The 26,125-nt window shown below is 62.9% G+C and carries 25 protein-coding genes and 1 riboswitch; of the genes, 15 read left to right on the plus strand and 10 right to left on the minus strand.

The window, feature by feature from the left end:
- Positions 1 to 105 precede the first annotated feature (105 nt).
- The 3 genes from QX132_RS20220 (at position 106) to QX132_RS20230 (ending at position 1,737) form a co-directional block, all read left to right on the plus strand.
- Positions 106 to 657 (plus strand): thiamine pyrophosphate-binding protein, encoded by a 552-nt coding sequence (locus QX132_RS20220; protein WP_316162634.1) that lies wholly within the window; start codon positions 106 to 108, stop codon positions 655 to 657.
- Positions 654 to 1,253 carry a thiamine pyrophosphate-dependent enzyme gene (locus tag QX132_RS20225; protein ID WP_316162636.1) on the plus strand — a complete coding sequence of 200 codons (600 nt, stop codon included), beginning with the start codon at positions 654 to 656 and terminating at the stop codon, positions 1,251 to 1,253. Before QX132_RS20220 ends, QX132_RS20225 begins: the two co-directional genes overlap by 4 nt.
- A gap of 130 nt (positions 1,254 to 1,383) precedes the next feature.
- Complete coding sequence (locus tag QX132_RS20230) at positions 1,384 to 1,737, plus strand: VanZ family protein (protein WP_316162639.1); 354 nt, start codon at positions 1,384 to 1,386, stop codon at positions 1,735 to 1,737.
- A 52-nt stretch (positions 1,738 to 1,789) separates the two neighbouring features.
- On the opposite strand, the gene QX132_RS20235 is transcribed toward QX132_RS20230, so the two are convergent.
- Complete coding sequence (locus QX132_RS20235) at positions 1,790 to 2,179, minus strand: DUF1236 domain-containing protein (RefSeq protein ID WP_315718467.1); 390 nt, start codon at positions 2,177 to 2,179, stop codon at positions 1,790 to 1,792.
- A 919-nt stretch (positions 2,180 to 3,098) separates the two neighbouring features.
- Between QX132_RS20235 and QX132_RS20240 the strand changes: the two genes are divergently transcribed.
- The 5 genes from QX132_RS20240 to QX132_RS20260 all read left to right on the plus strand — a co-directional run bounded on the left by QX132_RS20240 (position 3,099) and on the right by QX132_RS20260 (position 7,299).
- Entirely contained in the window at positions 3,099 to 3,605 is a 507-nt protein-coding gene (locus QX132_RS20240) for a hypothetical protein (protein WP_316162641.1), read from the plus strand.
- 369 nt (positions 3,606 to 3,974) lie between these two features.
- Positions 3,975 to 4,388 carry a hypothetical protein gene (locus QX132_RS20245; protein WP_316162642.1) on the plus strand — a complete coding sequence of 138 codons (414 nt, stop codon included), beginning with the start codon at positions 3,975 to 3,977 and terminating at the stop codon, positions 4,386 to 4,388.
- A 188-nt stretch (positions 4,389 to 4,576) separates the two neighbouring features.
- On the plus strand, positions 4,577 to 5,077 hold the full coding sequence (locus QX132_RS20250; protein ID WP_315798391.1) for a hypothetical protein: 501 nt from the start codon (positions 4,577 to 4,579) through the stop codon (positions 5,075 to 5,077).
- Positions 5,078 to 5,168: 91 nt separating this feature from the next.
- Entirely contained in the window at positions 5,169 to 5,684 is a 516-nt protein-coding gene (locus tag QX132_RS20255) for a hypothetical protein (protein ID WP_315798390.1), read from the plus strand.
- A gap of 211 nt (positions 5,685 to 5,895) precedes the next feature.
- Positions 5,896 to 7,299: an ABC transporter substrate-binding protein gene (locus tag QX132_RS20260; protein ID WP_316162645.1), complete on the plus strand. Its 1,404-nt coding sequence runs from the start codon at positions 5,896 to 5,898 to the stop codon at positions 7,297 to 7,299.
- A 171-nt stretch (positions 7,300 to 7,470) separates the two neighbouring features.
- On the opposite strand, the gene arr is transcribed toward QX132_RS20260, so the two are convergent.
- Together arr and QX132_RS20270 are read right to left on the minus strand one after the other, a co-directional pair.
- Positions 7,471 to 7,884 carry an NAD(+)--rifampin ADP-ribosyltransferase gene (gene arr, locus QX132_RS20265; RefSeq protein WP_316162646.1) on the minus strand — a complete coding sequence of 138 codons (414 nt, stop codon included), beginning with the start codon at positions 7,882 to 7,884 and terminating at the stop codon, positions 7,471 to 7,473.
- Positions 7,885 to 8,006: 122 nt separating this feature from the next.
- Positions 8,007 to 8,639 (minus strand): glutathione S-transferase family protein, encoded by a 633-nt coding sequence (locus QX132_RS20270; protein ID WP_316162648.1) that lies wholly within the window; start codon positions 8,637 to 8,639, stop codon positions 8,007 to 8,009.
- A 297-nt stretch (positions 8,640 to 8,936) separates the two neighbouring features.
- Here QX132_RS20270 and QX132_RS20275 point away from each other — a divergent pair, with 297 nt between their 5' ends.
- Entirely contained in the window at positions 8,937 to 9,254 is a 318-nt protein-coding gene (locus tag QX132_RS20275; RefSeq protein WP_316162650.1) for a hypothetical protein, read from the plus strand.
- Between the two features lie 226 nt (positions 9,255 to 9,480).
- On the opposite strand, the gene QX132_RS20280 is transcribed toward QX132_RS20275, so the two are convergent.
- Complete coding sequence (locus tag QX132_RS20280; RefSeq protein ID WP_315739799.1) at positions 9,481 to 9,951, minus strand: GNAT family N-acetyltransferase; 471 nt, start codon at positions 9,949 to 9,951, stop codon at positions 9,481 to 9,483.
- A gap of 45 nt (positions 9,952 to 9,996) precedes the next feature.
- A riboswitch (SAM-I-IV-variant riboswitch) is annotated at positions 9,997 to 10,106 on the minus strand.
- A 189-nt stretch (positions 10,107 to 10,295) separates the two neighbouring features.
- Here QX132_RS20280 and QX132_RS20285 point away from each other — a divergent pair.
- Positions 10,296 to 10,775 (plus strand): energy transducer TonB, encoded by a 480-nt coding sequence (locus QX132_RS20285; protein WP_315739800.1) that lies wholly within the window; start codon positions 10,296 to 10,298, stop codon positions 10,773 to 10,775.
- Between the two features lie 143 nt (positions 10,776 to 10,918).
- Here QX132_RS20285 and hyi read toward each other — a convergent pair whose 3' ends face one another.
- The 5 genes from hyi to QX132_RS20310 all read right to left on the minus strand — a co-directional run bounded on the left by hyi (position 10,919) and on the right by QX132_RS20310 (position 19,574).
- A complete protein-coding gene (gene hyi / locus QX132_RS20290) occupies positions 10,919 to 11,710 on the minus strand; it encodes a hydroxypyruvate isomerase (protein WP_316162652.1) in 792 nt (263 codons plus the stop codon).
- 45 nt (positions 11,711 to 11,755) lie between these two features.
- Positions 11,756 to 13,543, minus strand: a complete 1,788-nt coding sequence (gene gcl / locus QX132_RS20295; RefSeq protein WP_316162654.1) for a glyoxylate carboligase — start codon at positions 13,541 to 13,543, stop codon at positions 11,756 to 11,758.
- 169 nt (positions 13,544 to 13,712) lie between these two features.
- Positions 13,713 to 15,515 (minus strand): adenine deaminase, encoded by a 1,803-nt coding sequence (locus QX132_RS20300; protein ID WP_316162656.1) that lies wholly within the window; start codon positions 15,513 to 15,515, stop codon positions 13,713 to 13,715.
- A gap of 958 nt (positions 15,516 to 16,473) precedes the next feature.
- A complete protein-coding gene (locus tag QX132_RS20305; RefSeq protein WP_315777591.1) occupies positions 16,474 to 17,307 on the minus strand; it encodes an IclR family transcriptional regulator in 834 nt (277 codons plus the stop codon).
- A gap of 125 nt (positions 17,308 to 17,432) precedes the next feature.
- A complete protein-coding gene (locus QX132_RS20310; protein ID WP_315777590.1) occupies positions 17,433 to 19,574 on the minus strand; it encodes an acetate--CoA ligase family protein in 2,142 nt (713 codons plus the stop codon).
- A gap of 226 nt (positions 19,575 to 19,800) precedes the next feature.
- Between QX132_RS20310 and QX132_RS20315 the strand changes: the two genes are divergently transcribed.
- From QX132_RS20315 to QX132_RS20335, 5 genes are all read left to right on the plus strand, one after another.
- Positions 19,801 to 20,496, plus strand: coding sequence for a GntR family transcriptional regulator (locus QX132_RS20315; RefSeq protein WP_409998125.1), 696 nt, complete (start codon positions 19,801 to 19,803; stop codon positions 20,494 to 20,496).
- A gap of 61 nt (positions 20,497 to 20,557) precedes the next feature.
- Positions 20,558 to 22,291: an oxalyl-CoA decarboxylase gene (gene oxc, locus QX132_RS20320; protein WP_315777589.1), complete on the plus strand. Its 1,734-nt coding sequence runs from the start codon at positions 20,558 to 20,560 to the stop codon at positions 22,289 to 22,291.
- A 65-nt stretch (positions 22,292 to 22,356) separates the two neighbouring features.
- The gene (frc, locus tag QX132_RS20325; RefSeq protein ID WP_315739807.1) at positions 22,357 to 23,634 is read left to right on the plus strand and encodes a formyl-CoA transferase; all 1,278 of its coding nucleotides are present in this window, start codon (positions 22,357 to 22,359) and stop codon (positions 23,632 to 23,634) included.
- A gap of 206 nt (positions 23,635 to 23,840) precedes the next feature.
- On the plus strand, positions 23,841 to 24,122 hold the full coding sequence (locus QX132_RS20330) for a hypothetical protein (protein WP_316162659.1): 282 nt from the start codon (positions 23,841 to 23,843) through the stop codon (positions 24,120 to 24,122).
- Positions 24,123 to 24,315: 193 nt separating this feature from the next.
- Positions 24,316 to 24,804 carry a hypothetical protein gene (locus QX132_RS20335; protein WP_316162661.1) on the plus strand — a complete coding sequence of 163 codons (489 nt, stop codon included), beginning with the start codon at positions 24,316 to 24,318 and terminating at the stop codon, positions 24,802 to 24,804.
- 99 nt (positions 24,805 to 24,903) lie between these two features.
- On the opposite strand, the gene QX132_RS20340 is transcribed toward QX132_RS20335, so the two are convergent.
- Positions 24,904 to 26,058, minus strand: coding sequence for a tetratricopeptide repeat protein (locus QX132_RS20340; RefSeq protein ID WP_316162663.1), 1,155 nt, complete (start codon positions 26,056 to 26,058; stop codon positions 24,904 to 24,906).
- Positions 26,059 to 26,125 lie beyond the last annotated feature (67 nt).

Below are 26,125 nucleotides of genomic sequence, written 5' to 3' on the forward strand. Positions count from 1 at the left end.
CCTGACCGGCCGGGCCGGCATGTTGACAATCGTTCCGGTGCCGTCAAGCTCAGCGCCAAGCCCCGTGCGCCGGGCCCCCTATCAGGAACGACCGGAGGAACAGCAATGGCCGCCGATGCCGATGCGGCGCGATCAGCAACCGCTGTGCCGAATTGGCACGAGATCGTGCTGCAGACGTTCAAGCACAACGCCGTCGACCTCATCCCCTACGTTCCCGACCGGGTGCTGACGCCGCTGATCCAGAACCTGCACGACGATCCGTTCTTCACGACCTTTGCGACGGCGCGCGAGGAGGAAGCGGTCGGCATTCTCGCTGGGGCCTGGATGGGCGGCCGGCGCGGCGCGCTGTTGATGCAGACCTCGGGCTTCGCCACGCTCGCCAACGTGCTGGCCTCGCTGATCGTGCCCTGCCAGATCCCGCTGATCATGATCGTGTCCGAGCGCGGCACGCTGGGCGAGTTCAATGTCGGCCAGTCGCTGGTGTGCCGAACCATGCGGCCGGTGCTCGATGCGCTGGCCATGGAGCACCACACCATGACGCGGCTCGACGAGCTCGAATTCGTCGTCGACCGCTCGATCAAGCAGGCGGTGGCGACCCAGGCGCCGGTGGCGCTCATCCTCTCGCCTTTGCTCACCGGCGGAAAGGTGTTCGCATGAGCGCCCCTCACAGCAACACCAAGATCATGAACCGCTACGACCTCACCTGCCGTCTGGTCGCGAAGCTCAAGCACGAGGAAGCCGTCATCGGCGGCATCGGCAACACCAATTTCGACCTGTGGGCCGCCGGCCAGCGGCCGCAGAATTTCTATATGCTCGGCAGCATGGGGCTGGCCTGCCCGATCGCGCTCGGCGTCGCGCTGGCGCAGCCGCAACGCCCTGTGTTCGCGCTCGAAGGCGACGGCTCGCTGCTGATGCAACTGGGCTGCCTGACCACGATTGCCACGCTGGCGCCGAAGAATTTGGCCATCATCGTCATGGACAACGGCATCTACCAGATCACCGGCAGCCAGCCGACCTCGGCCCGGCAGGCCGACATTGTCGCCATTGCCGCCGGCTGCGGCATCGGCGCCAGCCATTGGGCCGCAGACGAGGAAGATTTCGAACGCTTGATCGCTCTTGCGCTCGAGTCGCCCGGCCCGGTGCTGATTGCGGCGACGATCGACGACAAGCCCGGTGTGGGCGCCACCAGGCGCGATCCGGCACAGATCCGCGAGCGCTTCATGCAGGGTTTGGGAGTCCGGCAGCCGATCTGAGGCGCCGGACGAAAGCTGTTCGCGGTACGATGAGAAGGCCATGTTCCGGCTTCCGAGCCACGTTAACTAAACCGGTGCCTCAAGCGACCGTGACCCCGGTTCGTGGCCCGGAACGTGCTAAGCAGCGTCCATGATGATCGTCATTCGCCTCTCGGCCTGGCTGCTCGCCGCAGCCGTTGCCTTCGCAACGCTTGGCCCGCCCAACTATAGGCCACATTCGCACCTGGGACAGGACGGCGAACACGCCCTCGCCTTCATCCTGATCGGCCTTGCCTTCGGCCTCGCCTACCGCAGTCATCGGCTGCTGACCACCGGGATTGCGGTGATCCTGATCGGTGCACTCGAACTCTCGCAGTTCCTGGCGCCGGGACGCCACGCGCGGCTGGAAGACTTCATCGTCGACGCCGCCGCCGCCTGCATCGGATTTGGCCTGTCCGCGGCCATCGACTGGCTCATCCGACAGATCCGCACGCAGACCGCATGACGAGAGGCCCCGCCGCTGATGCGACGAGGCCCCTGTCCGTCAGAACGTCAGATCACTCGATGATCTTGATGACGCGGCGCGTGCGCGGATCGACGATCACGCGGCGATCGTTCACGACGGCGTAGCGATACTCGGTGTAGCGCGGCACCGGGCGCAGCTCGACGGTGGCGGGCAGCGGCTCGCCGACCACGACGCGCTCATGGACGACCACCGACGGCGCGCGCTCGGCCTCGATCGAGTTGATCACCGCGTTCGGAATTTCCAGGCCAGCACCGACGGCGGCGCCGACCGTGCCACCCACCATGGCGCCGACCGGACCGGCAACGGCGCCGCCGGCCGCAGCGCCATTGGCGGCACCTTCGACGGTCGTGGACTGTGCGAACGCAGCGGTCGACGCCAGCAGCGAGGTGGCGATCAGCGAAACGGCAAGACGGGTTCTCATCATTGTCTCTCCTCCAGTGCTTTCGAGATGCCGATCAACACCAAGGGATCGCCTGCAGTTCCGGTTCCAAATGGCCGAAACTTCATCATGCCACCGGGAACAAAACCTCGAACTCGTCGAGGACGACAGAAATTGCTCAGTTGCTATCCACGTTTCAAACAACCACGCGCAGGTTCGCACTCTCGCGGCGGATCACGCCCGAGTCCCACGATCGACGGCCCTTCGATGAATCGAGAGGGCGCAGGGAATGCCGGGTGAAGGCCTCACCCATGGCCCGCCTGCTGAAAAAAATGCAGGCGGCAGGTACCACAGGCAAAGCCGATCAACCGGCATTCCCTGCGCGGCGGTCTTAACGCTTCTTTCGCGCTCTCCTCGGGGACCGGCTGATTGACCCCGTCGCTCGCGCGAGGGCATGAGCCCTCGCCGCGCGCTTGACCTCGGCACCGGGAGGCCAGGACCACACGACTTCGCGTCCGTGATGTGTCGTTCGTCTGCATGCGCAAGCACATGCTGCGACATCTCACGGCCACCGCATCCCTGCCCCACGTGTCGTGACGATCGCGCGCAACGCCCCTCTCGTCGAGGCAGGATGCGCACATCATGCATGATTTCTGAAAAATGGAAAGCGATTTCTTGGCCTCGCAGCGATGTGCGCGAGATCAGCTTGATTTCATGGACGAATTCGATTCGTCCGATGCGGCGTGCCGTAGCCCTGGCGGCGCGCGTTTCAACCACGTGCGTACAAAGTGCCCAGACTGATTTGCCCGACGAGCGCGCAACCCTTGTTCTTCGGATCGCTTCTGGCCCGTCACGACCTTCCCGGTCGATGGCGGCGATGTCTGCGCCGGAGGCCACATCGAAGCTAATCGTGGAATGGTCGGCAGACAGCTCTTGACCAAAGCGGAACCGGCAGCCGTTATTGCGCAAGGCGATGGAGTTCGATCGATCGGATGATGGACAGATGAGGCTGGTGAGGGTGACCCTGGTCGCGGCGTTCATGCTTGGGAGCATGCAATCGGGTCATGCCGCCGTGCGCATCGTTTTTGATCAGGGCGGACGGATTGGAAACTATGTCGACAGGTTCAAACTTTTGCGCGACTTCGGCGCGTCCGTCATCATCGACGGAATCTGCGCCGGCGCCTGCACGCTCGTGCTGGCGTACATTCCCCACGACAGCATCTGCGTGACCCCGAGAGCCGTATTCGGCTTCAGGGTCGCGGACAATCCTGGGCCCGATGGGAAGGCTATTCCCAACCCTGAAGCCACGCAGATGCTCTATGATCGTTACCCCGCCGCGGTCAGGCAATGGATTACGCGGCACGGCGGCATGACCGCACGCACGATCTACCTTCGCGGCCGGCAACTCCAAGTGCTGTATCGGCCCTGCACCACCGATGTCGAAGGTGGACGCAGCCAGCCACGGTAGCCGGTGCCCACGGATGATGCTGCGCCGGGTCACCATGCGAGGAGACCACTCAAGTGTTGTTTGGTTCAAATACAGTCTCTGACGCCGAGCCGCTCCTGAGTTGCTAGAGCGCTGTAAACGCGCCGGTGATCTTGACGGCTTTACGCCTCAACGTCAGCTTGCGCTTTATCGGCGATATTTCGGGCTCACCTCGTGAAGCTGCCATATCTGCTTCGGACCATATCGGACCTTCCCGTCTGCGGGGCAGGTCCGTTCTTACGGTCGAATCGGAAGCAGGCGGTCGGGCGCGTGGACGGCGCGTTTTGACCCATTGCTGACCTTGAGAAGTCTTGGCATCGTGTCGCGATTACTAGCGATCAGGGTGCGAATATGCGTACATTGAAGATGACAGGGCTCGGCGCGCTTTACTTGATTGCTGCTTGTCTTTTATTCGACCGAGCAGAGGCATGCGCGGTGGCGAGCGCACAGACTGGCGTGCTCTTTGACCATATCCCTGCGGAGGTCGATGCGCCTGTCATCGTAGAGGTGACGATCGTCGGCAGAGAGGCCGATATCAGTTCTCAGAAATACGGCCGGTTGGCTGTGATGGATGCTCGGGTCGAAAGGGTTGTCAAGGGAACACCCGATCTTGACGCGTTGAAGATTGTTACGTCCATCAGCACCTGTACCCGAATTGGCGTCGGACATGGTTTTGTTGCCGGTGCGATTGATCACGATGCCCGGATCGGCCTCGAGCTGATTGCGATACAGCGACCCTATCAAACCCTAACGCAAAGACGATGAACTCGACCCGGCTTATCGAAATGTGCTTCGAGAGGCTTCCTTTCCCATTCACCGCGCCGACGTGAGCTTCGTTCAGCGACGTTGGCATTCATGCAATCTTTACTTGTATTCCGGACAACTCCGCTGAAATGCCCTCAGAGTCCTTGCGCCGAAGGCGCCGGAGTTTTGACTTACCCTATGAGCCTCGTATGACATCTATTGGCCCGAGAGCCCTTTTTGGGATTCTGCTGTCTTCGTTGATAGCTGGATGCGATCTCAATCCTCAACTCCGTCCAGTGCCCGTGCCAGCCGACCAGGCGGCGTTTCAGAGTGCGTGGAACGCTGGCCGCAGCTACAGTACTCTCACCAACTCGTCCAGCTACGATGGTCGTGTGGAAGAGCAAATGCCAAGAGATCTGCGTAATTGGACCGGGAAGGTGCTCATCAAGAAGACGGTGCGCGGCAAGGTCGAGTTATTTGTAGTACAGGTCGCCGATCAAGTTGCCGTCGTCGCCTACAACGTCGATCCGGCGCTTCGCGCTGATCTGGCAGATCGAGACAACTACGTTCAATTCAGCGGAGTTCGACCGGAACACCCGTCGCCAACATTTCATTCGGACGAGCTACAGATCTCCGGAATATGGGTACTTTTCGAAATGAGACTGGACAAGGTCTCAGTCCCTAATCACCGGCAGGGACAAGGCATATGAAAAATCCTTCAGAGCACGTTTCCAATGTTGGCGAAGGCGGATTTCACGCGTAGCTTTTGGCCCATGCCGGACCTTATACTCGTTGCCCGCGATGTCGGATCCCGAGGGGGAAACCGGACGTATTCCTTCGGATGAGCGAAAGGCCGCTGTTGACTCAGAGGGACATCGCGGCAAATTTCATCTGGGCCGTGGGCGGATGATGCGAATTTCTTATCGTGATATAGAAAGCAGGATAGCGGAGCCGCCGGCGTGGTTTCATGACGGGGTACCTCGCTATCTGCCGTTTGGGCCTCGTGAACTTTCGGTCTATAATTGTGTGTCTGTGCTGGCTCGCGTCGCCTGCCAAGTGTGCAACAGACCATTTCTTGTCGGCATCGTTCCCAAGTCTCAAGACGTCCAAGAACTGGCGAATGACCCGGGCGTGCTGAACAACCTCTCCGATGATCCGCCATTTCACGATCACGAAGCCGGGCAGTGCGACGGTTTGGCTATGACGTGGATCCTTCGAGAGTTGGTGGAAGTGTGGGCGCGCGGTCCTCAAGGAGGCGATTTCGTGCGTCGACACGAGTTCGAACGCACCCTGCCTCCAGACTTTTTCGATCATTGATTCTACCCTCACGCTTCGCTCCCCCGTTCTGCGAATTATGGGGACAGTGCACTTTCCTGAGGGACGGCGATCGTCCAGGGCCGAGGTCGAACCGGCCGACCCCAAGTTCCCTGAACTTGACCAGAAGCGGCGGAACATTCCGGGTTGACACCGGTTCGCCCAAGTTCCAGTGCGCTTGGAGCCGCCACGCGTTTTCTCAAGGGGTCCGCTGATGTCATCGTCCGATGTGGTCAGGAGTGCTCACGATCGCCGTCAACGACGGTTGCTGATCGTGCTAGCCCTGGGATTTGTCGCCTTTGGCGCCGCTGCGGCCGGCCTGGTCTACGTGTTGCAGCCCGAGACGCTCCGGATCGCCGTCGGACCGGCGGGGAGCGACGACCACAAGGTGGTCCAGGCGATGGCCGACGCCTTCGGTGAGGAAAGCAGGACCGTCCGGCTCTCCCCGATCACGACCGGCGGAGCGGCTGAATCCCTGGCCCTGCTGGCCGCCGACAAAACCGATCTGGCGGTCGGCCGCGGCGACCTCGGCATGCCGCCCGATGCGCAAACACTGGCGGTCCTGCGCAAGAACTATGTCGTGCTGTGGTCGCCCTCCGGGCGACGCGGCAACGAGCCCAAGCAGAAGGCCAGCGGCAAGATCGCAGATATCGCCCATCTGGCAGGTCACAAGGTCGGCATCATCGGGCGGACCGGAGCAAACGTCGCAGTGCTCCAGACCATTCTGGAGGGCTCCGGCGTGCAGCCCGATAAGGTTGCCACGGCTCAATTCGGGACAGACGAGATCGAGAAGCTTGCGCAAGACCCCACCCTCGATGCGTATCTCGCCGTCGGTCCGCTCGACAGCAAGATCACGGTGGACGCGATCACCGCGACCTCCCGGGCACGCGGAGCACCCACGTTTCTTCCGATCGAAGCATCGGAGGCCATTGCCCTGAAGCATCCGCGCTACGAGGCCGAGGAAATTCCAGCCAGCGTCTTCAACGCGAAACCGGCCTGGCCGGAGGACAAGGTCGACACGATCAGCGTCAATCACCTGATCCTCGCCAGGAAGGGGCTTTCCGAAGCCAAGGCGGCGGCCTTCTACCGGCAGCTTTTCGCGGTCCGCGACACGATCACGCAAGGCCTCGCCGGCGCTTCGCACATCATGAAGCCCGATACCGAGAAGGAAACCGAGCCTTCCGTACATCGAGGCGCCGCGGCGGTGATCAACGGCACGGAGCGAACCTTTCTGGACAAGTACAGCGACTATTTCTGGTTCGCCTTGCTCGTACTTTCCGGCATCGGTTCGGCCGCCGAATGGCTGCGCCGCTATCTGAACCGGGATGAACTGGAGGACGACACCAGCGGCCGCAACCGCATTCTTGCGGTGGTTTCGGAGGTGCGCAATGCCGGCTCGGAACACGATCTGCTGAGCTGGCAACGAGAGGTCGACGGGATCATCGCCGAGACACTCAAGGGCTATGACGATGGAGCCATCGAACCAGAGGACTTGGCGGCATTCGGCTTGGTCCTCGAACTCTTCAACCATGCCGTCGCCGAAAGGCGAGCGACGCTGCCGAGCGGCGCCCCCGATCAATCATGGACGCCAAGTCCAACCCTCGCCTCTCGGCGATAGGCTCGGCTCATGAGGAGGAGATTTCGTGCGTCGACACCAGTTCGAACGCACCTTGCCACCGGACTTTTTCGATGTTCTGGACGGAGGGCGCCGCGTGGCGAGCGCGTCGCAGCATCCGCAAACAGCCATCGGGCGCGACGGATCGACGGCAGTGCGATGCCGCCGCGCCGTTCAGTCGATGATGCCCGGCCCTTCGGTCATTGCGCGCGCAACGCCCTCCTTCATCTGCCTCACCACATCCGGCGCGTGCCCCTGCCAATGAACGACCTCGGCAATGACGCGCAGCGGCGCGCGGGATCGATGAGACCGCGTCGGATTCCCCGGGAACTTCTTGTCCGTCAGGTTCGGGTCGTCAACGAACGGACCTGTGGGCTCGACGACGTAGATCCGTCCCCGTCCGTCACCGGCAGCCAACTCGGCGCCCCAGATCGCCGCATCCAGCGTCGCCGTGAAGTAGACCCAGGACATCGGCTCCGCCTCGGTGAAGTTGGACGGATACCCGACAGCGATCAGGTCGCCCGGCCGCAGATCGGCGCGCGTGCCGTGGAAGAAGGATTGCGCAAACACGGTCGCAACAGATGGCATCGGTGACCTCGGATGGGTTTCCAGCACTCGTCATCTGCCGCGGAGCGACGGTCGAATGCAAATGATCGTTTCGTCTGTTGAAGACATTGTCGGCGACCTACTCGCCTCTCTCGTTCCGCAACCTAGCTGGTCCACCAGCGCCGCGTGGCCTGGCACGTCTCCAGCGCCCGCTGGTAGCCGGCGCGGACTCGCAGCCGGGTCATGTATGCTTGCTCCGCATCACCGAACACCACACCGACGTTCTTCCGCGCCATCTCGAGCGCGTAGCCCACCGAAATGTCCGCCGCGGTGAACGCATCGCCGGCCATGTATGGCCCGCGCTCCAGCCGTCGCGTCACCAGGCTCAATCGGGTCGTGAACACGTCCATCGCCTGCCGCGCGCTCCAGTTGTTGCGCTCGCTTTCAGGCGCAAGGTGCCGGGCTCCCGAAACGAAATAAAGCGAGGCTGCGAGGCCCGCCTCACCGAGGTGGAGAAACTGCTGATAGGCAGGAAAAGCAACATCATGTGCCGCGGGCGCCAGCGCTGTCGGCCCATACCGCCCCAAGATGTATTCCATGATCGCAACGGACTCGACCATCGTGACGTCGCCATCGCGGATCGCCGGAATGAATCCGGCGGGATTGATCGTCAGGAACTCGGCGTCGTTCTCGACCCCGGCCAGGAGATCCACGTCCCGAAGCCGGTACGGCAGCCCCATCTCTTCGAGCAACCAGACGACACGGAAGCCTCTGCCCTCTCCGAACACAGTGATCATCGCTCGCAACCTCCTCCGTTGTCCGCTCCCAGGACGGCCCTCCGTTCGTCAGCCCGACATGCGGCCGGAGATTTTCTCAGCGGCTCCTCGAACTCCGGCTTGGCGCAGCACATCATGATCAGACTCGAAGATGAAAAGACGCACTAAAGATGTCGGCGGCTAGCCCATCCCAAACCGTCCAAACAGGTGGGAGCACAGCCCGCTTTCAGGTCTGAAGCAGAAGCAGGCGACCAAGGCCCTCAATGGCTGCATTTGACCCATTGCGATCATCGCGGACTGCGGGCAAGGAAGGTTGCAGTGAACGAGGCGATGCTCGGACGCCTATCCGCGCGCGGTAGGGGAAATGAGATGGCGCAAGAAATTATTGCGGCAGCGGGCAATACGGAAGTCCCAGCGTATCTCACGCTTGTTGAACTCGGATATTCGGTCGACCGCCTCGATAAGGGCGGTGAAGAGCACTGGATCGCGAAGAAAGGGACGCTTGAGCTTGTTGCCGATGGCCCGCTAGAACTTCTCGGCCTCTGTCTCTTGAGAAGCGAACGTGGAGCACGCTGGCAGGCAGCCGATAGCGAGATCGACGGGTTCTTGAAACGATTTTACCCGTTGGATAGATGACCGGGATCGCCATCATGTCGTTTAGCGATGTCCGGTTATGTGAAGGGTTTCGGATGCCGGCCGCATGATTGACGGCGCGGCATATTCGGGCGGCCGGCGTCCGAAACCCTCCAAGGGAGGAAACCGCGCATGTTGAGCGGGGTGGCGCGGCAAGCGCTATGGGGATTTGAGCAATCTAAAAGCAGACTTGATCATCTATTCCTTGTCGGCACATCGCCCTCGACCATCATTTCGTCAGCCATCTCTCGAAGTACAAATTGATCGGGTTGGAAACGTAAGCGCCATACGCTGGGCACGGAACGAACCCCTTCGCCCGATAGAGCCTCTGGGCATCGGGAAGAAATTCCGTGGTTTCCAGCCGCAGAACCGGCAGCTTGGCGGTCAGGGCCGCTTCCACGACGCGCGTCAAGAGCCTGCTGCCTATTCCAGTTGCACGAACCTCGGTGACGACATACATGCGCTTCACCTCCCCGGTACCATCAGCGAACACCTGCAGCCCCGCACAGCCAACGGCTTGTCCGGCAATCCGCGCGATAAACATTTGCGTGTCGTCGTGCGCTAGCCGATCAATTGGAGAGCCGTGATTCCTTTCCACCCCGCAGACCTTGTTTAAGAAATCGTCCAGCGCGGTTACGAGGTTAATCAGGTCCTGGGACCTTGCATCGGCCGGCTCAATTTCGATTCTATCGACAGTCATTCTCGTCCCCTTCTTCGAAGAGAGGAGCGCATGACGCCGTGGTGGCTTGTCCCGTTTAGTTGCCGGACCGGCCACATCTTCTTCCGAAGGAAGAAAGCCACCTTGCTCGGGGAGCAGGTTGGCGCTGGGCGTCGGCCCAACTCTTGATGTTGGAGTTGACGATAGCTGGCACGATCGAGCTTGGCAAGCACGCCCCAGTTTGAGGAACAACGCGCGGCCGCTCCTGGCCCAACGCGGACCTTTTCAGCCGACGCTGGCGACGTACGGGACGGGCGCTTCGCGCAACTGCGCCATACCGGCAATTTTTGGTTGTGAATTATCTTCGCGTGTGATGGAATCCGCTTATGAACGCGAGAATTCCTTCGCTGGCCGGTCTGTTCGTACTGCTACTGGCTTCGGCGTCTTTCTCATATGCGCAAACGGAAAGTGTCGGCGCTCAGGCAAGCGCTCGCGAAGCGTGGAAAAAGAAGATTGTAATACTATTAGTGAGCAAGAGAACGTTTCCGCCAGGGGCGGCCGGTCAAAGTGGCACGGCCAAGGTCAAGTTTGTCATTGATCGGCAGGGGAAACTGATTTCCAGAGAACTGGTGGAAAGCGCCGGCTCCGAGTTACTCGATACGGCGGCCCTAAGTATGATTGAGCGAGCGGAACCATTTCCGGAGCCGCCCGCAGAGATGAGCGACGATAGCTTCACCTTTACGGTACCCATCAACTTTGCCAACAGGAAGCAGTTGCCTTGGGCAGGCGGACAATGGCCTGCTGAGTGGGTCGACGAGCAGAAGAAGATTGACACAAAAATTCACGGCATCTGTCGTGGCTGCTAAGGCGTGAGTGAAACTCACGCGCAACAACATTGAAGCTGCGCCATCCTGTAGCGCTCGATGCAATCCATAAGCCTCGCGTGAAGAGACAGGAGCGGCGGCATCTTCCTCGGCAGCAAACCCGGGCTGAATGGCACGTAGTAAACTCAGCTCGCGGGAACGATCGCGCGATCGGTCAGCCAGCCCAGCCCGTCCACCGTCGTCGTCTGCGGCTTGTACTCACAACCGATCCAGCCGCGATAGCCGATCGCATCCAGATGCCGGAACAGGAACGCATAGTTGATCTCGCCGGTGCCGGGCTCGTGGCGGCCCGGATTGTCGGCGAGCTGGATGTGCGCGATGCGGGCGAGATGCTTCTGCATGGTGCGGGCGAGATCGCCCTCCATGATCTGCATGTGGTAAATGTCGTACTGGAGGAACAGATTGTCGGACTCGACCTCCGAGATCAGCTGAAGCGCTTGTGCCGTGCGGTTGAGGACAAAGCCGGGAATGTCGAGCGTGTTGATCGGCTCGATCAAGAGCTTGATCCCCTGCGCTTTCAGCGCGGTTGCGGCAAAGCGCAGGTTGCGGACCAGCACCTGGTTGAGCTCGCGCGGGTCGGCATCATCAGGCGCTATCCCGACGAGGCAGTTGACCTGGCGGCAGTCGAGCGCCCGCGCGTATTCGATGGCGCGACGAACGCCGTCGCGGAATTCGTCGACGCGATCCGGCAGGATCGCGATGCCGCGCTCGCCCGCGGCCCAGTTGCCGGCGGGCAGATTGTGCAGCACCTGCGTCAGCCCGTGACGCGTCAGCTGCTCGCTCAGCTCCGCCTTGTCGAAGTCGTACGGGAAGAGATACTCGACACCGCTGAAGCCGGCCGCCTTGGCAGCCGCGAAGCGCTCGATGAACGGGAGCTCGTTGAAGAGCATGGTGAGATTGGCAGCAAAGCGCGGCATGTCATGGTCCTCGAATTGGTCCTCGAATGAGAGCGGTTGCTGCGATCAGGCCGGCAGCAAGGTGCGCGGCGGCTCGGCCGGGGTGTCGTCCACCGGCAGGTCGAGCACCTCCTCGAACTCCACGACGTTGTCGATCTCGGTACCCATCGCGATGTTGGTGACGCGTTCGAGCACGAACTCGACCACGACAGGCACCTGGTATTCCGCCATCCATTCGCGCGCGGTCGCGAACGCAGCCTGCGCCTGGCGAGGGTCGGTGACGCGGATCGCCTTGCAGCCGAGGCCCTGCGCGACCGCGACGTGGTCGACGCCATAGCCGCCGACCTCCGGCGCATTGATGTTCTCGAACGACAGCTGGACCTGATAGTCCATCGAGAAGCCGCGCTGCGCCTGCCGTATGAGGCCGAGATAGGCGTTGTTCACGACGACATGGATGTAAGGCAGGTTGAACTGGGCGCCGACCGCGAGCTCCTCGATCAGGAACTGGAAATCATAGTCGCCCGAGAGCGCGACGATCTCACGCTTCGGATCCGCGACGCGCACGCCGAGCGCGGCCGGCAAGGTCCAGCCGAGCGGCCCCGCCTGCCCCGCATTGATCCAGTTGCGCGGGCGGTGGACGCTGAGGAACTGGGCGCCGCCGATCTGCGACAGGCCGATGACGCTGATGTAGCAGGTGTCGCGACCGAACGCCTTGTTCATCTCGTGATAGACGCGTTGCGGCTTGATCGGCACCTGGTCGAAATCGCTGCGCCGGAGCATGGTCCGCTTGCGGTCCTGGCACGCCGCGGGCCAGGCCTGCCGCTCGCGCAGTTTGCCCGCCTTGCGCCATTCGCGCGCGACGCTGAGGAACATCTCCAGCGCCGCCTTTGCATCCGAGACGATGCCGAGCTCGGGATTGAACACGCGGCCGATCTGGGTCGGCTCGATGTCGACATGCACGAAGGTGCGCCCTTTCGTGTAGGTCTCGATCGATCCGGTGTGGCGGTTGGCCCAGCGGTTGCCGATGCCGAGGACGAAATCGGACTCGAGGAAGTTGGCATTGCCGTAGCGATGGCTGGTCTGCAGGCCGACCATGCCGGCCATCAGCAAATGATCGTCGGGAATGGCGCCCCAACCCATCAGGGTCGGCACGACAGGCACGTTGACGGTCTCGGCGAAGGCGACCAGCAGGTCGCTGGCATCGGCATTGATGACGCCGCCGCCGGCGACGATCAGCGGGCGCTCGGCGGCGTTGAGCATCTCAAGCGCCTTCTCGATCTGCTTGCGGGTTGCGGCGGGCTTGTAGACCGGCAGCGGCGCATAGGTCTCGTCGTCGAACTCGATCTCGGCGAGCTGCACGTCGAGCGGCAGGTCGATCAGCACCGGTCCCGGGCGGCCCGAGCGCATGATGTGGAAGGCCTGGCTGAACACGCGCGGTACCAGCCCCGGCTCGCGCACCGTCACTGCCCATTTGGTGACGGGCTTGGCGATCTGCTCGATGTCGACGGCCTGGAAATCCTCCTTGTAGAGCCGCGCGCGTGGCGCCTGGCCGGTGATGCAGAGGATCGGAATCGAATCCGCGATGGCCGCGTAGAGCCCGGTGATCATGTCGGTGCCGGCGGGGCCTGAGGTTCCAATGCACACGCCGATATTGCCGGCCTTGGCGCGGGTGTAGCCCTCGGCCATGTGCGAGGCGCCCTCGACGTGGCGGGCGAGAATGTGGCGGATCGAGCCGCGCCGCTGCAGCGCGGAATAGAGCGGGTTGATTGCAGCTCCGGGAACGCCGAAGGCGCAGGTGACGCCTTCCTTCTCCAAGATACGCACCGCAGCATCGATCGCCCGCATCTTCGCCATCTCGCGCCTCCCTCTGGTTGATGCGCGAGCTTCGCTGCTGGCAGCTACGATCTCAATTCACTCGTCGATTTTTCCCACGATGCGGCACGCTCGGCAAAACACCGGCGGCCTCAGTTAGTTAGGACAGAAGTCAGCTGACATGTCCTAACAGGATGAGGCCTCGCGCACGCTATTCGAACAGCGGCGCAAGCTCCATCTGCGGCACCAGCACGAGGCCCTTGTCGGTGATACGAATTTCCGGAATGACCGATAGCGGAATCAAATTGAAGCCCATGTAGGGAATGGTGCAGCCGGCCTCGGCCCACTCGGTCTTGAGCAGCTTCACCTCCTCGGCGACCTCGGTGACACGCTTGTCCGACAACAGGCCGGCGATCGGCAACGGAACCATCGCCCGCACCTTGCCGTCGGCCACGACGCAGACGCCGCCCTGCTGCGCGCCGATCGCGGCGACGGCGGCCTGCATGTCGGCCTCGTTGGTGCCGGCGACGATGATGTTGTGGCTGTCATGGCCGACGCTGGAGGCGACGGCGCCGCGCTTGAGGCCAAAATCCTTGAGGAGGCCATGCGCGACATTGCCGGCCGATTTGCCGTGGCGCTCGATCACGGCGACGAAGCAGAGACCATAGCGCGCAAACAGCGTCTCCCAATCGTTGGCCGGCTCGATCGCGACCTTGTCGTGGATCAGCGTGATGCCGGGCAGCGCCGTCTTGATCGCATTCACGGTGCACGCCTTGGTCGGCAGCTCCGGCGTCAGCGTCATCTTTGCTGGCAGCTTCACCGTGGCATAGGCGGCCTTCGGATACTGATAGCGCTGCGACAGCGCCTGATCGAGACGCGGCGTGATCCTGCCCTTGTCGACGACGAGCTCGCCGCCATACCAGGTCGATTGCGGCTTGAGGCCGTCGTCGAGCAAAACCAGATCGGCGCGGCGGCCGCCGCCGAGGCCGCCGATCTCGCCATCCATCGCAAAGCGCGTCGCGCCGTGCAGCGAGCCCATCGACCACGCCTGCTCCGGCGACATCCCCGCCTTCACCGCCTCGCGCACCACCCAGTCGAGTCCAAACAGCATGAGATCGTCGGCATCGCGATCGTCGGTGCACACCGCCGTGCGCTTATGCGAGGCGCCGAGCTCGGTGATGGTGCGGATCGCCTGCGGCAGGCTGTGCCACGGGGTCGTGGGCGGACCACCGCGCAGGAAGATCCAGACGCCGGCATCCAGGAGATCATCGGCGATGTCGCGGTCGATCGCCTCATGCGTGTCGGTGACACCGCTCGCGGCGTAGGCGGCGACGAATTCGCGGCCATAGACATGCCCGGACACCGGCCGTCCGCGCTGCAAAGCCGCCGCAAGGATGGCGTGGCTGCGCTCGTCGCCCATGCAGACCGGCACGAAATCCATCTTCTCGCCAAGCGCGACCGCCTCGGGCCAGCGGTCGAACAGGCCGGCGATCTTGTCCGGCGTGAGGTCGCCGCCCGCGGTTTCCAGCGCCGCCGAGGTCGCCGGCACGGTCGAGGGCACGGTGAGGAAGATCGACAGCGGCGCCTGCCGCGCATCCTCCAGCATCGCCTCGACGCCGGCGACGTCCATGACGTTGCCGATCTCGTGGCTGTCGCAGAAGATCGTCGTGGTGCCGTTGAGCAGCGCGGCCTCCGCATAGGCGCAGGCCGTCACCATCGAGGATTCGATGTGGATGTGCGGATCGACCAGCCCCGGCGCGATGATGCCGCCGGCCGCGTCATGGAGCGCGAAACCGCTGCCGAGCGCCTTGTGGGCACCGGCCGGCTTCACCGCCGCGACCCGCCCGCCGGTGATCCACAGTTCGCGCGAGGGGTGGATGCGCTCCGAATAGGTCGAAAGCACGCGCGCGCCGGTGATCACGAGATCGGGCGCAACGCGGCCCGAAGCGACATCGGCGAGGCGCCGCGTCATCGTGTGCAGAGGGGCGACCGAGAAGCGGGTGAGTTTGGTCATGGCACGAACTCGCTGGACGTGTTGGGCGATGCACCGCGATGGTTGCGCGATGCACGCGTCCCGGCAAGCCCAAATAGATCGGCAGCCCTGACCACGGCTTGAGCAGCGGGTGAATAGCCCCCTCCTCCCTCCCCTCGAAATGCCCATTGTCGTCGGAGACGGACCGCAACATCGGATTGCCCAACGCTCGAGCCGACGACCAAGGGAGCTAGACAGCAACTCAGGCGGCGCCGAAGCGTCCTTACGGACGCTCCTTCACAACGCGGGAATGCTCACTGCTGCTACGGCGCGCAGTCGCAGGTGCAGCCGTTTGCCGTGAGCCTCATGTGCGGCTTGTTGGGTTTGATGCAATGGTTTTGCGTGAGGACGCAATGAGGTCCCTTCGGGTGCGCACGCTTGACGGCTGTGCAAGTCCCTGGGGCTTGGGCAAATGCCGATTCGGAGACAAATAACAGGCCGAGGGCCAAGGCACCGATGATCGGAATGCTCCCGCCCCTCCTTCGCCGATGCCACGCAGTCAAGTGGTCGCCGTGGTTGGCTGACCGCGATTTCGTCCGCACATGAGTGGCCATATCAAGCTCCCTTCGTTTGCAAGGCCTTCATAATCAGGCCGCGGCTTCAGAACGTTGGCCGGCTTCAGGGCGAACAACATTTGTCATCGCCCGACACTCCAGCTTTGCGGGACGGTCGCACCGACGCCGCTTAGCCTAGTAAGTGCAACGGCAACTTTAAATTACATTTATTAGCGTAATATCATAGAGATTGCATATCGGCAACGAGCAGAAGCGCGAAATCGCTCAACGGCACGCGAGGAAAGGGTTGAGCTGAATTTGGGACAGAAGCCGCCCCAAGCGACGAACGAGGGAAGCATTCCGGTGATGGTGCACTCACCCCTCCGCCCGTGCGTTGGAGTCAGTTGCGCTGTCATCGAAACGTTGCACCCTGCCGAAACGTCCTGTTACGGAAACGTTCCGGCCGGCGGCGTCACGCCGCCGAGCGCCGCCGTGAGCTCGGCCGCGACATCCCGCACCATTGCTCCGATCACAGCCACCCGCTCATCGGTCAGCCGGCTCGCCAAGCCCGAGACCGAGATCGCCGCCAACGGCTCGCGGCAGGAATCGTGGACGACGGCGGCGATGCAGCGCAGGCCGATGCGCGCCTCCTCGTCGTCGACGGCATAGCCCTGACGCCTGACGGTCTCCAGCTCGCGGAACAGGTCGCTGGCGCGGATGATCGACTTCTCGGTCAGGCGTGGCATGCCCTGGCGGTGAATGATGCCGTTGACGTCGTCGTCGGAATAGGTCGCGAGCACCGCCTTGCCCATGCCGGAGGCGACCATTGCCAAGCGGCCGCCGACCTTGGTCAGCGAGCGCATGATTTCGCGGCTGTCGAGCCGCATCAGCACCATCAGCGATTCGTCGTCGACGACGGCGAGATTGGCGGTCTCGCGCGACTGGTCGCGCAGCCTTCGCAGATAGGGAATCGCCAGCGCGACGAAATTGCGCCGGCGGGTGAAGGTCGCGCCGACGGCGAAGCTCTGCGCGCCGACATGCCATTTCGACTCCATGCGGTCGAACTGCACGAAGCGGCGCTTTTCCAGCGTCGTCAGCAATCGATGGACGGTGGAGGTCGACAAGCCCGCACGCACGGCGAGATCGCTGAGGCGATAGCCTTCATCGTCCTCGGCGAGAATCTCAAGGATCTGCAGGGCGCGTCCGACGGATTGCACGCCGCCGTCGCGGGGCTCGGCCGCGGCATCTGCGCGGGACTCAATCGTCTTGCGACGGATCACGTGGCGCCTCTTTGCACCGTCATCGAAGGCGGCGCCGTTGCAGGACGGACGGATCTTGCTTGGGTATGCCTACAAAGAAAGTGCCGCTCCGGCGAGGGGCCGGAGCGGCATTCGCGTCAGATCAATCAGAGCAGGCCGGCGCCGCGCGCCCACTTGTACTTGGCGCCGAGCACCTCGACCGGCAGCTCGGTCGAATAGGCATAGGCCGGGATGCCGTTCTGGTAGAGATATTCGGCGGCTTCCTCGACCTCGACGTCGCCGGCGAGCGAGGCGACGATCGGCTTGACGAAGCCCTTCGCCTCCATCTCCTTCTTCACCTCGACCATGTTGCGCGCGAACACCATCGGCGGGGTCACGATCGTGTGCCAGTAGCCGAGGATCAGCGCGTGGATGCGGTCGTCCGACAGGCCGAGCTTGACCGTGTTCACATAGGTGATCGGCGGCTCGCCACCGGTGATGTCGACCGGGTTGCCGGCGGCACCGAACGGCGGGATGAACTTGCGGAACGCGGCATCGAGATCCGCGGGCATCGCCATCAGCGACATGCCGTTGTCGACGACGGCGTCGGAGAGCAGCACGCCCGATCCGCCGGCGCCGGTGATGATGACGACGTTCTCACCCTTCGGCGTCGGCAGCACCGGCACGCCGCGGGCGAATTCGAGCAACTGGCGCAGCGAGCGGGCGCGGATGACGCCCGACTGCTTGAGCACGTCCTCGTAGATCTTGTCGTTGCCGGCAAGCGCGCCGGTGTGCGACGAGGCCGCCTTGGCGCCGGCCGAGGTGCGGCCGGCCTTGAGCACGATGACCGGCTTCTTCTTTGAGACGCGCTTGGCGGCTTCGGCGAAGGCACGGCCGTCCTTGAGGTCCTCGCAGTGCTGCGCGATCAAGTTGGTGTTGGGGTCCTGCTCGAAGAAGGCAAGCAGATCGTCCTCGTCGATGTCGGACTTGTTGCCGAGGCCGACGATCGCCGAGACGCCCATCTTGGCCGAGCGCGAGAAGCCGATGATCGCCATGCCGATGCCGCCCGACTGCGACGACAGCGCCGCGTGGCCCTTGACGTCGTAGGCCGTGCAGAAGGTCGCGCAGAGATTGGCCGGCGTGTAGTAGAAGCCGTAGATGTTCGGCCCCATCAGGCGGACGTTGTACTTCTTGCCGATCTCGACGATCTCGGCCTGCAGCTCGGGCTCGTTGGCTTCGGCAAAGCCCGAGGGAATCAGCACCGCGCCGGGGATCTGCTTCTCGCCGCATTCGATCAACGCGCCGGCGACGAACTTGGCGGGAATCGCGAACACCGCCGTGTCGATCACGCCGGCGACGTCCTTGACGCTCTTATAGGCCTTGTAGCCGAGGATCTCGGACGCCTTGGGATGGATCGGATAGATCTCGCCCTTGTAGCCGCCGTTGATCAGGTTCTTCATCACGGAGTTGCCGATCTTGCCGTCCTCGGCGGAGGCGCCGATCACGGCGATGGCCTTCGGCATCATGATCCGCTTCATCGCGGTCACGATTTCCTCGTTCGAGCGCGGCGCCGGACGCGGCTTGTAGTCGAAATCGACGACGATGCGGACGTCGGCGGCGATCGCGCCGTTCTTGGTCGCGAACACGGGGTTGAGGTCGAGCTCGACGATCTCCGGGAAATCGCTGACCAGCTGCGACACCTTGACGATGACGTCGGACAGCGCCTCGCGGCTGACCGCGTCGCCACCGCGCACGCCCTTCAGCATCTCATGCGCCTGGATGCCGTCGAGCATCGACAGGGCGTCTTCCTTGGTGGCGGGGGCGAGGCGGAATGTCACATCCTTCAGCACCTCGACCAGCACGCCGCCGAGGCCGAAGGCCACCAGCTTGCCGAACGATCCGTCGGTGATCGAACCGACGATCACCTCGGTCCCGCCGGTCAGCATCTGCTGTACCTGGATGCCTTCGATCTTGGCGTCGGCCTTGTACTTCTTCGCATTCGCGAGAATGGTCTCATACGCCTTCTGCGCGTCGTCAACGGTCTTGACGCCGACGATGACGCCGCCGGCTTCAGTCTTATGCAGAATGTCGGGCGATACGATCTTCATGACGACCGGGAAACCCATGTCGCCGGCCAGCTTGGCCGCCTCGGCGGCGGATTTGGCCAATCCCTCCTTCGGCACCGGAATGCCATAGGCGTCGCAGACCACCTTGCCTTCGGGGGCGGTGAGGCTGGTGCGCTTGTCGGCCTTCACCCGATCGAGCACTTCGCGGATCGTGGCCTTGGCGTTCGGGATGGCGTCAGACATTGGGGGCTTCCTCCTGGGGATTGGTCGTCGTTTATGGCATTTGGTATGCCAGAAGCAAACTTTGTCAAGCGCATCGAAGATGTGGAAACGCGGAAAAATCGGTCGCCTTGACAGTCTGGCATCTGGCATGCCAAAAATATTGGACGCAAAATGCTGTACACAGGCATCTCCCAAGGAGAGGAGATCGGTCTTGTCTACAGAGAAAACAAACAAGGCATTGCCCATCATGGCCGAGGCCGACATCGCGATCACTCGCATCGCCCCGGAGACGAGCTTCAAGAATAAGGCCTACGAGGCCTTGAAAGAAGCCATTCTCAAGATGGACATCTACGCGTCGCCCGAGCCGGTGATGCTCGACGAGCGCGCTCTGTCCGAGCGCCTCGGTGTCAGCCGCACGCCCATCCGCGAAGCGATCGCGATGCTGGAGCAGGACGGCTTCGTGAAGACCGTGCCGCGTCGTGGCATCGTCGTAGTGCGCCGGACCAAGACCGAAATCGTCGACATGATCCGCGCCTGGGCGGCGCTGGAGAGCATGGCGGCCCGCCTGATCACGACGATCGCGCGCAAGAAGGACATCAGCGCGCTGCGCGACTACTTCAAGGATTTCGGCAAGGACCGCCCGCCGCAGGAGCACATCGAGGAATATTCGAAGGCGAACATCGCGTTTCATCAGGCGCTGATCTCGCTGTCGGAATCGCCCGTGCTCGTCGACATGACCAACGACATCCTCCTTCACGTGCGCGGCTATCGCCAGCTCACGATCGGGCGCACCGATCGAATCGCAGCGTCCCTGCCCGAGCATCTGGCGATCATCGAGGCGCTGGAGGAACGCAACACCGAGCTCGCCGAGAAGCGCGCCCGTGATCATACGCTGGGCCTCGCGACCTATGTCGAGACGCACGGCCAGGAACTATTCAGCTGACAGGTTCAAACAGAAGAAGACGCCGCAAAGCGCCTTCACAGACGACCAGGGAGAGAGGCGCATGGCGCAGACTGCTGTTAAGACCGAGGCACCGGACACGCACGAGGAGCTCACGGACGGCTTTCATCTCGTCATCGACGCGATGAAGCTGAACGGGATCGACACGATCTACAACGTGCCGGGCATTCCGATCACCGACCTCGGTCGTATGGCGCAGGCTGAAGGCATTCGCGTGCTCTCCTTCCGTCACGAACAGAACGCCGGCTATGCCGCCGCGATCGCCGGCTTCCTCACCAAGAAGCCGGGCGTGTGCCTCACGGTCTCGGCTCCCGGCTTTCTCAACGGCCTCACGGCGCTGGCGCACGCCACCACCAACTGCTTCCCGATGATCCTGGTCTCCGGCTCGTCGGAGCGCGAGATCGTCGACCTGCAGCAGGGCGACTACGAAGAGATGGATCAGCTCGCGATCGCCAAGCCGCTGTGCAAGGCGGCGTTCCGCGTGCTGCACGCGCAGGACATCGGCATCGGCTTCGCCCGCGCGATCCGTGCCGCCGTCTCGGGCCGCCCCGGCGGCGTCTATCTCGACCTGCCGGCAAAACTGTTCGGCCAGGTGATGAATGCGCAGGCCGGCACAGCCTCGCTGGTCAAGGTGATCGATCCGGCCCCGGCGCAGATCCCCTCCCCCGACTCGGTGAAGCGCGCGCTCGATCTGTTGAAGAACGCGAAGCGCCCGCTGATCATCCTCGGCAAGGGCGCTGCCTATGCCCAGGCCGACGAGGCGATCAAGACCTTCGTCGAGAAGAGCGGCGCGCCGTTCCTGCCGATGAGCATGGCCAAGGGCCTGCTGCCCGACCTGCATCCGCAATGCGCCGGCGCCGCACGTTCCACCGTGCTGAAGGACGCCGACGTCGTCATGCTGATCGGCGCCCGCCTCAACTGGCTCTTGTCGCACGGCAAGGGCAAGAGCTGGGGCGAGCTACCTAAGAAGTTCATCCAGGTCGACATCGAGCCGAAGGAGATGGACTCCAACGTCGAGATCGCCGCCCCCGTGGTCGGCGACATCGGCTCGGTCGTCACGGCCTTCTCCGAGGCGATGGGCAGCAACTGGGCCAAGGCACCGGTCGAGTGGACCTCTTCGGTGCAGAAGAAGCGCGAGGACAACGTCGCCAAGATGGCGCCGCGGCTGATGAACAACAACTCGCCGATGGACTATCACGGCGCGCTCGGCGTGCTCCGCACCATCATCAAGGAGCGTCCGGACGCGATCCTGGTCAACGAGGGCGCCAACACGCTCGACCTCGCCCGCGGCGTGATCGACATGTACCAGCCGCGCAAGCGCCTGGACGTCGGCACCTGGGGCGTCATGGGCATCGGCATGGGCTCGGCCATCGCCGCCGCGGTCGAGACCGGTAAGCCGGTGCTGGCGATCGAGGGCGACAGCGCCTTCGGCTTCTCCGGCATGGAGGTCGAGACGATCTGCCGCTACAATCTTCCGATCTGCGTCGTCATCTTCAACAATGACGGCATCTATCGCGGCACCGACCAGAACTCGGCGGGCGACGATCCGGCGACCACCGTATTCGTCAAGGGCGCACGCTACGACAAGATGATGGAAGCCTTCGGCGGCGTCGGCGTCAACGCCACGTCTCCGGACGAGCTGAAGCGCGCCGTCAACGAAGCGATGGATTCCGGCAAGCCGACCCTGATCAATGCCGTGATCGATCCTGCTGCAGGATCCGAGAGCGGCCGCATCGGCAACCTCAATCCGCAGAGCGTGCTGACGAAGAAGAAGTAAGGCCACCCGCAAGACATCACCTGCCCGCGAGTTGCGGGATGACCATTCGTTACGGAGAGCAACACATGACCAAGGCGCTCGAGGGCGTTCGCATTCTCGACTTCACCCACGTCCAGTCCGGACCGACCTGCACCCAGCTGCTGGCCTGGTTCGGCGCCGACGTGATCAAGGTCGAGCGGCCGGGCGTGGGTGACATCACCCGCGGCCAGCTCCAGGACATCCCCAACGTGGACAGCCTCTATTTCACGATGCTGAACCACAACAAGCGGTCGATTACGCTCGACACCAAGAACCCCAAGGGCAAGGAGGTTCTGACCGAGCTGATCAAGAAGTGCGACGTGCTGGTCGAGAATTTCGGCCCCGGCGTGCTCGATCGCATGGGCTTCCCCTGGGAGAAGATCCAGGCGATCAACCCGAAGATGATCGTGGCGTCGATCAAGGGTTTTGGCCCTGGCCCCTACGAGGACTGCAAAGTCTACGAGAACGTCGCGCAGTGCACCGGCGGCGCCGCCTCGACCACCGGCTTCCGTGACGGCCTGCCGCTGGTCACCGGCGCGCAGATCGGCGATTCCGGCACCGGCCTGCACCTCGCGCTCGGCATCGTCACCGCGCTCTATCAGCGCACCCACTCCGGCAAGGGCCAGCGCGTCACCGCCGCGATGCAGGACGGCGTGCTCAACCTCTGCCGCGTCAAGCTGCGCGACCAGCAGCGCCTCGACCACGGTCCGCTCAAGGAATACAGCCAGTTCGGCGAGGGCGTGCCGTTCGGCGATGCCGTGCCGCGCGCCGGCAATGATTCCGGCGGTGGCCAGCCGGGCCGCATCTTGAAGTGCAAGGGCTGGGAGACCGACCCGAACGCCTACATCTACTTCATCACCCAGGCCCCGGTCTGGGAGAAGATCTGCGACGTGATCGGCGAGCCGACCTGGAAGACCGATCCGAACTACGCCAAGCCCGCCGCCCGCCTGCCGCGCCTGAACGAGATCTTCGGGCGGATCGAGCAGTGGACCATGACCAAGACCAAGTTCGAGGCCATGGACATCTTGAACGAGTTCGACATCCCCTGCGGCCCGATCCTGTCGATGAAGGAAATCGCCGAGGACGAGTCGCTGCGCAAGACCGGCACCCTGGTCGAGGTCGACCATCCGACCCGCGGCAAGTATCTCTCGGTCGGCAACCCGATCAAGCTGTCGGACAGCCCGGCCGACGTCACCCGCTCGCCGCTGCTCGGCGAGCACACCGACGAGGTCCTGCGCCAGGTGCTGGGCTTCAGCGACCACCAGGTCGCCGAAATCCACGACTCCGGCGCGCTCGATCCGCCGCGCAAGGAAGCGGCGGAGTAAGGCGGCAGATCAACGCCTAAAGAAGCCAGGTGCGGCGAGATGGTCGCCCTTGGTCCTCCATCAAACATCAAGCCGCCGGCATCGTCCGGCGGCTTTTCATATTGAGCCAAGTCTCTTGCTGGCCAAGACTTACGTGCAAAAACAACGGGGCCGAACTCGAATGCGCGGGTGGTGATTTGTCGGGATCTAGCACAGACGAACAACTGATGATGAAATTGGAAGCGGTCACAGACGCCAGTTCACTCCTGGCGTTCGTTCACGCTCTGGTGGCCGACCGAGAGTCTGCGGTGCAGCGCGAGAAGGCGGAGCCGAGCTCGCCCTGGGGGCCCGATGCAGGTGGTTGGGAGAATATCCGAATCGAAACCTACCTCGAAGCGGCTGCCGCGTGGGCAGAATCTACCGACTTCGGAGTTAACCAGGGGCTCGCCGCAAACAATCTCTGGCGCCGCTTCGCTGAATTCCTGAGCGCCGGAAAAGACTACGAGTAGTCGTATCTCAGCATTTGACCCGAGCCAGCATCACCAGATCCGTGAGCTTCCGTCGGAGACGAATGCGACGGAGCGAAGCCCAACATGGCTGAACGAAATATTCGGCAGCATCGAGACCCGAAGCGATCCGTTGTCGTTTGCCTCTATCGATGGCAGTTTGGCGGTATTGCGCTAGACGCTCCGGGATAGTCGCATGGCAGATCACCTTCGTATCGAAATGTCGCCTCCCGTCGACGGAGGAATGATGCTGCGCTTCTCCTCGGGCCCGCAAGAATTTGCGGCGGACTTCACAACACAAGTCTGTCCCTTCTTCGAGGCTTTTTGCGATGCGATTCGCGTTTTGCATGACGGCTTCATCGATGATCGAATCCGACTCCTGATAGGTGCGCCAGAATGCGATCTCCTCCTGCAGGCTGCGGCGCACTCCTCGCAGGCTGTCCTGAAGATAAATCTTTGGCCCGACCACAAGCGCAGCACCTTGGTCCCGGAGCCGACTGTCTTCAGGTTCGAAGGTGCACGACAGGAGATCATATCACCGTTCGTCGCAGCCCTCACGAGCGTGCGAGCAGGCCTGAGCGATGCGGAATTTGCGCAGGCGTATCGAGCGCCGTTTCCAACTGCGGCGTACGCTGCGTTGATGCGGCGAGTGCAAATGACGGCTTCTGACTCGATCCGCACCTAGACATCATTGATTGTGACAGCCCTGCTGGGATCAGGGCTCCAGCGAAGCTTTGCGCATCCACTGGATCATCCCCTCCATTGAAAGGTGAAGAGCTACGTCCTATTGCATTGGCGCACGAAACGTGGCTTGGAAGCCGAGCCTCTCCTTCAAAACTAGGTCGAAGCTCGGGCGCGTCCGTCCGTCCTGGAACACAACGCCGTCCGGGCTGAAGGCGACCTTGCCGAAGCCGCCGTCAAGCGTCTGCCATTTGTATGACAGAGCGACGATGCCATAGGCCGAAACCGGCTCGACCTCGCCGGGGTCTGCGACACCATTGCCGTTGACGTCGCGCCACAGGGCGAGGCCGGCCAGTTCGTTGCCGGTCAAGACTCCGTCGCGGTCGTCGTCTAGTGCGGCCAGCGGCGCATATCCGTTGTTCCAGAACATCCAGAACGTCACGTTGCCGAACAACTGCCGTCCGCTGGTGATCTTGCCATCGCGCGTCGGGTCGCTCACCAGCCAGGCCGCTTTGGGGGTAATCCAGCTCCATTCGCGACCCAGCCCGCTGCCGTCCACGTCGAACGTCACCCGCGCGTCGGGGGCTTCGAGGTCGGCGGGAGTAAGCCCATCGGCCAGCGGCACGGCAACGGGAGTGACCGCGTACGGCAGCTTCCCCAGGGTGGCGACGCGATCCTTTAATGTCTCGATCTCGCGCTTGTCCCACACGGCGCTGAGAAGCGGGATGAGGTAGGAGGCGACTTCGCCGGTCAGCGTCTGCCCGCCGAGACCAAGCATCGTGAGGCTCTTTTCCTTCTCCCAGGCGGCGGTTGCGATCTTTCGATATAGCTTCACCGCATCGTCCTTGTTGCCGGCCTGCTCGGTCAGCCAAGCGAGGCCGAGCTGGATGACGAGGTCGTCCTTGTCCAGCTCCAGTGCCTGCTTGTAGGCTTTCAACGCGGCTTGGAAATGAGCCCAGGAGGCCGCGTTCAACGCGGGGTCAGCGGCAGACCTGACCACGCCAAAAGGAACGACCGGCGGCGCCATGCCATGGTAGGCCTTCGGCACCGCCAGCGGGTCGGCCTTCTGGGCATAGGCCATGCCATGCGCACGACCAAGGTTCGCCCATGCCTCGAGGCTGGCCGGATTGTCCCTGACGATCTTTTCCAGGTTTGCAATGAGCCGGGCGACCGGGACCTGCTCCACTTCCACGGCCACAAACCTGCCAAGCGCCGGCGACGTCGTGGCAAAAACAACCAAAAGAAGCAATATACGCACGCAACAACTCCATTCTGCAGGAACCCGTTCACCGACGGCGCGAGCGGCTGGATCACGCCTGTGCCGC

The organism is Bradyrhizobium sp. SZCCHNRI20481 (assembly GCF_032485055.1).
Lineage (GTDB): Bacteria > Pseudomonadota > Alphaproteobacteria > Rhizobiales > Xanthobacteraceae > Bradyrhizobium.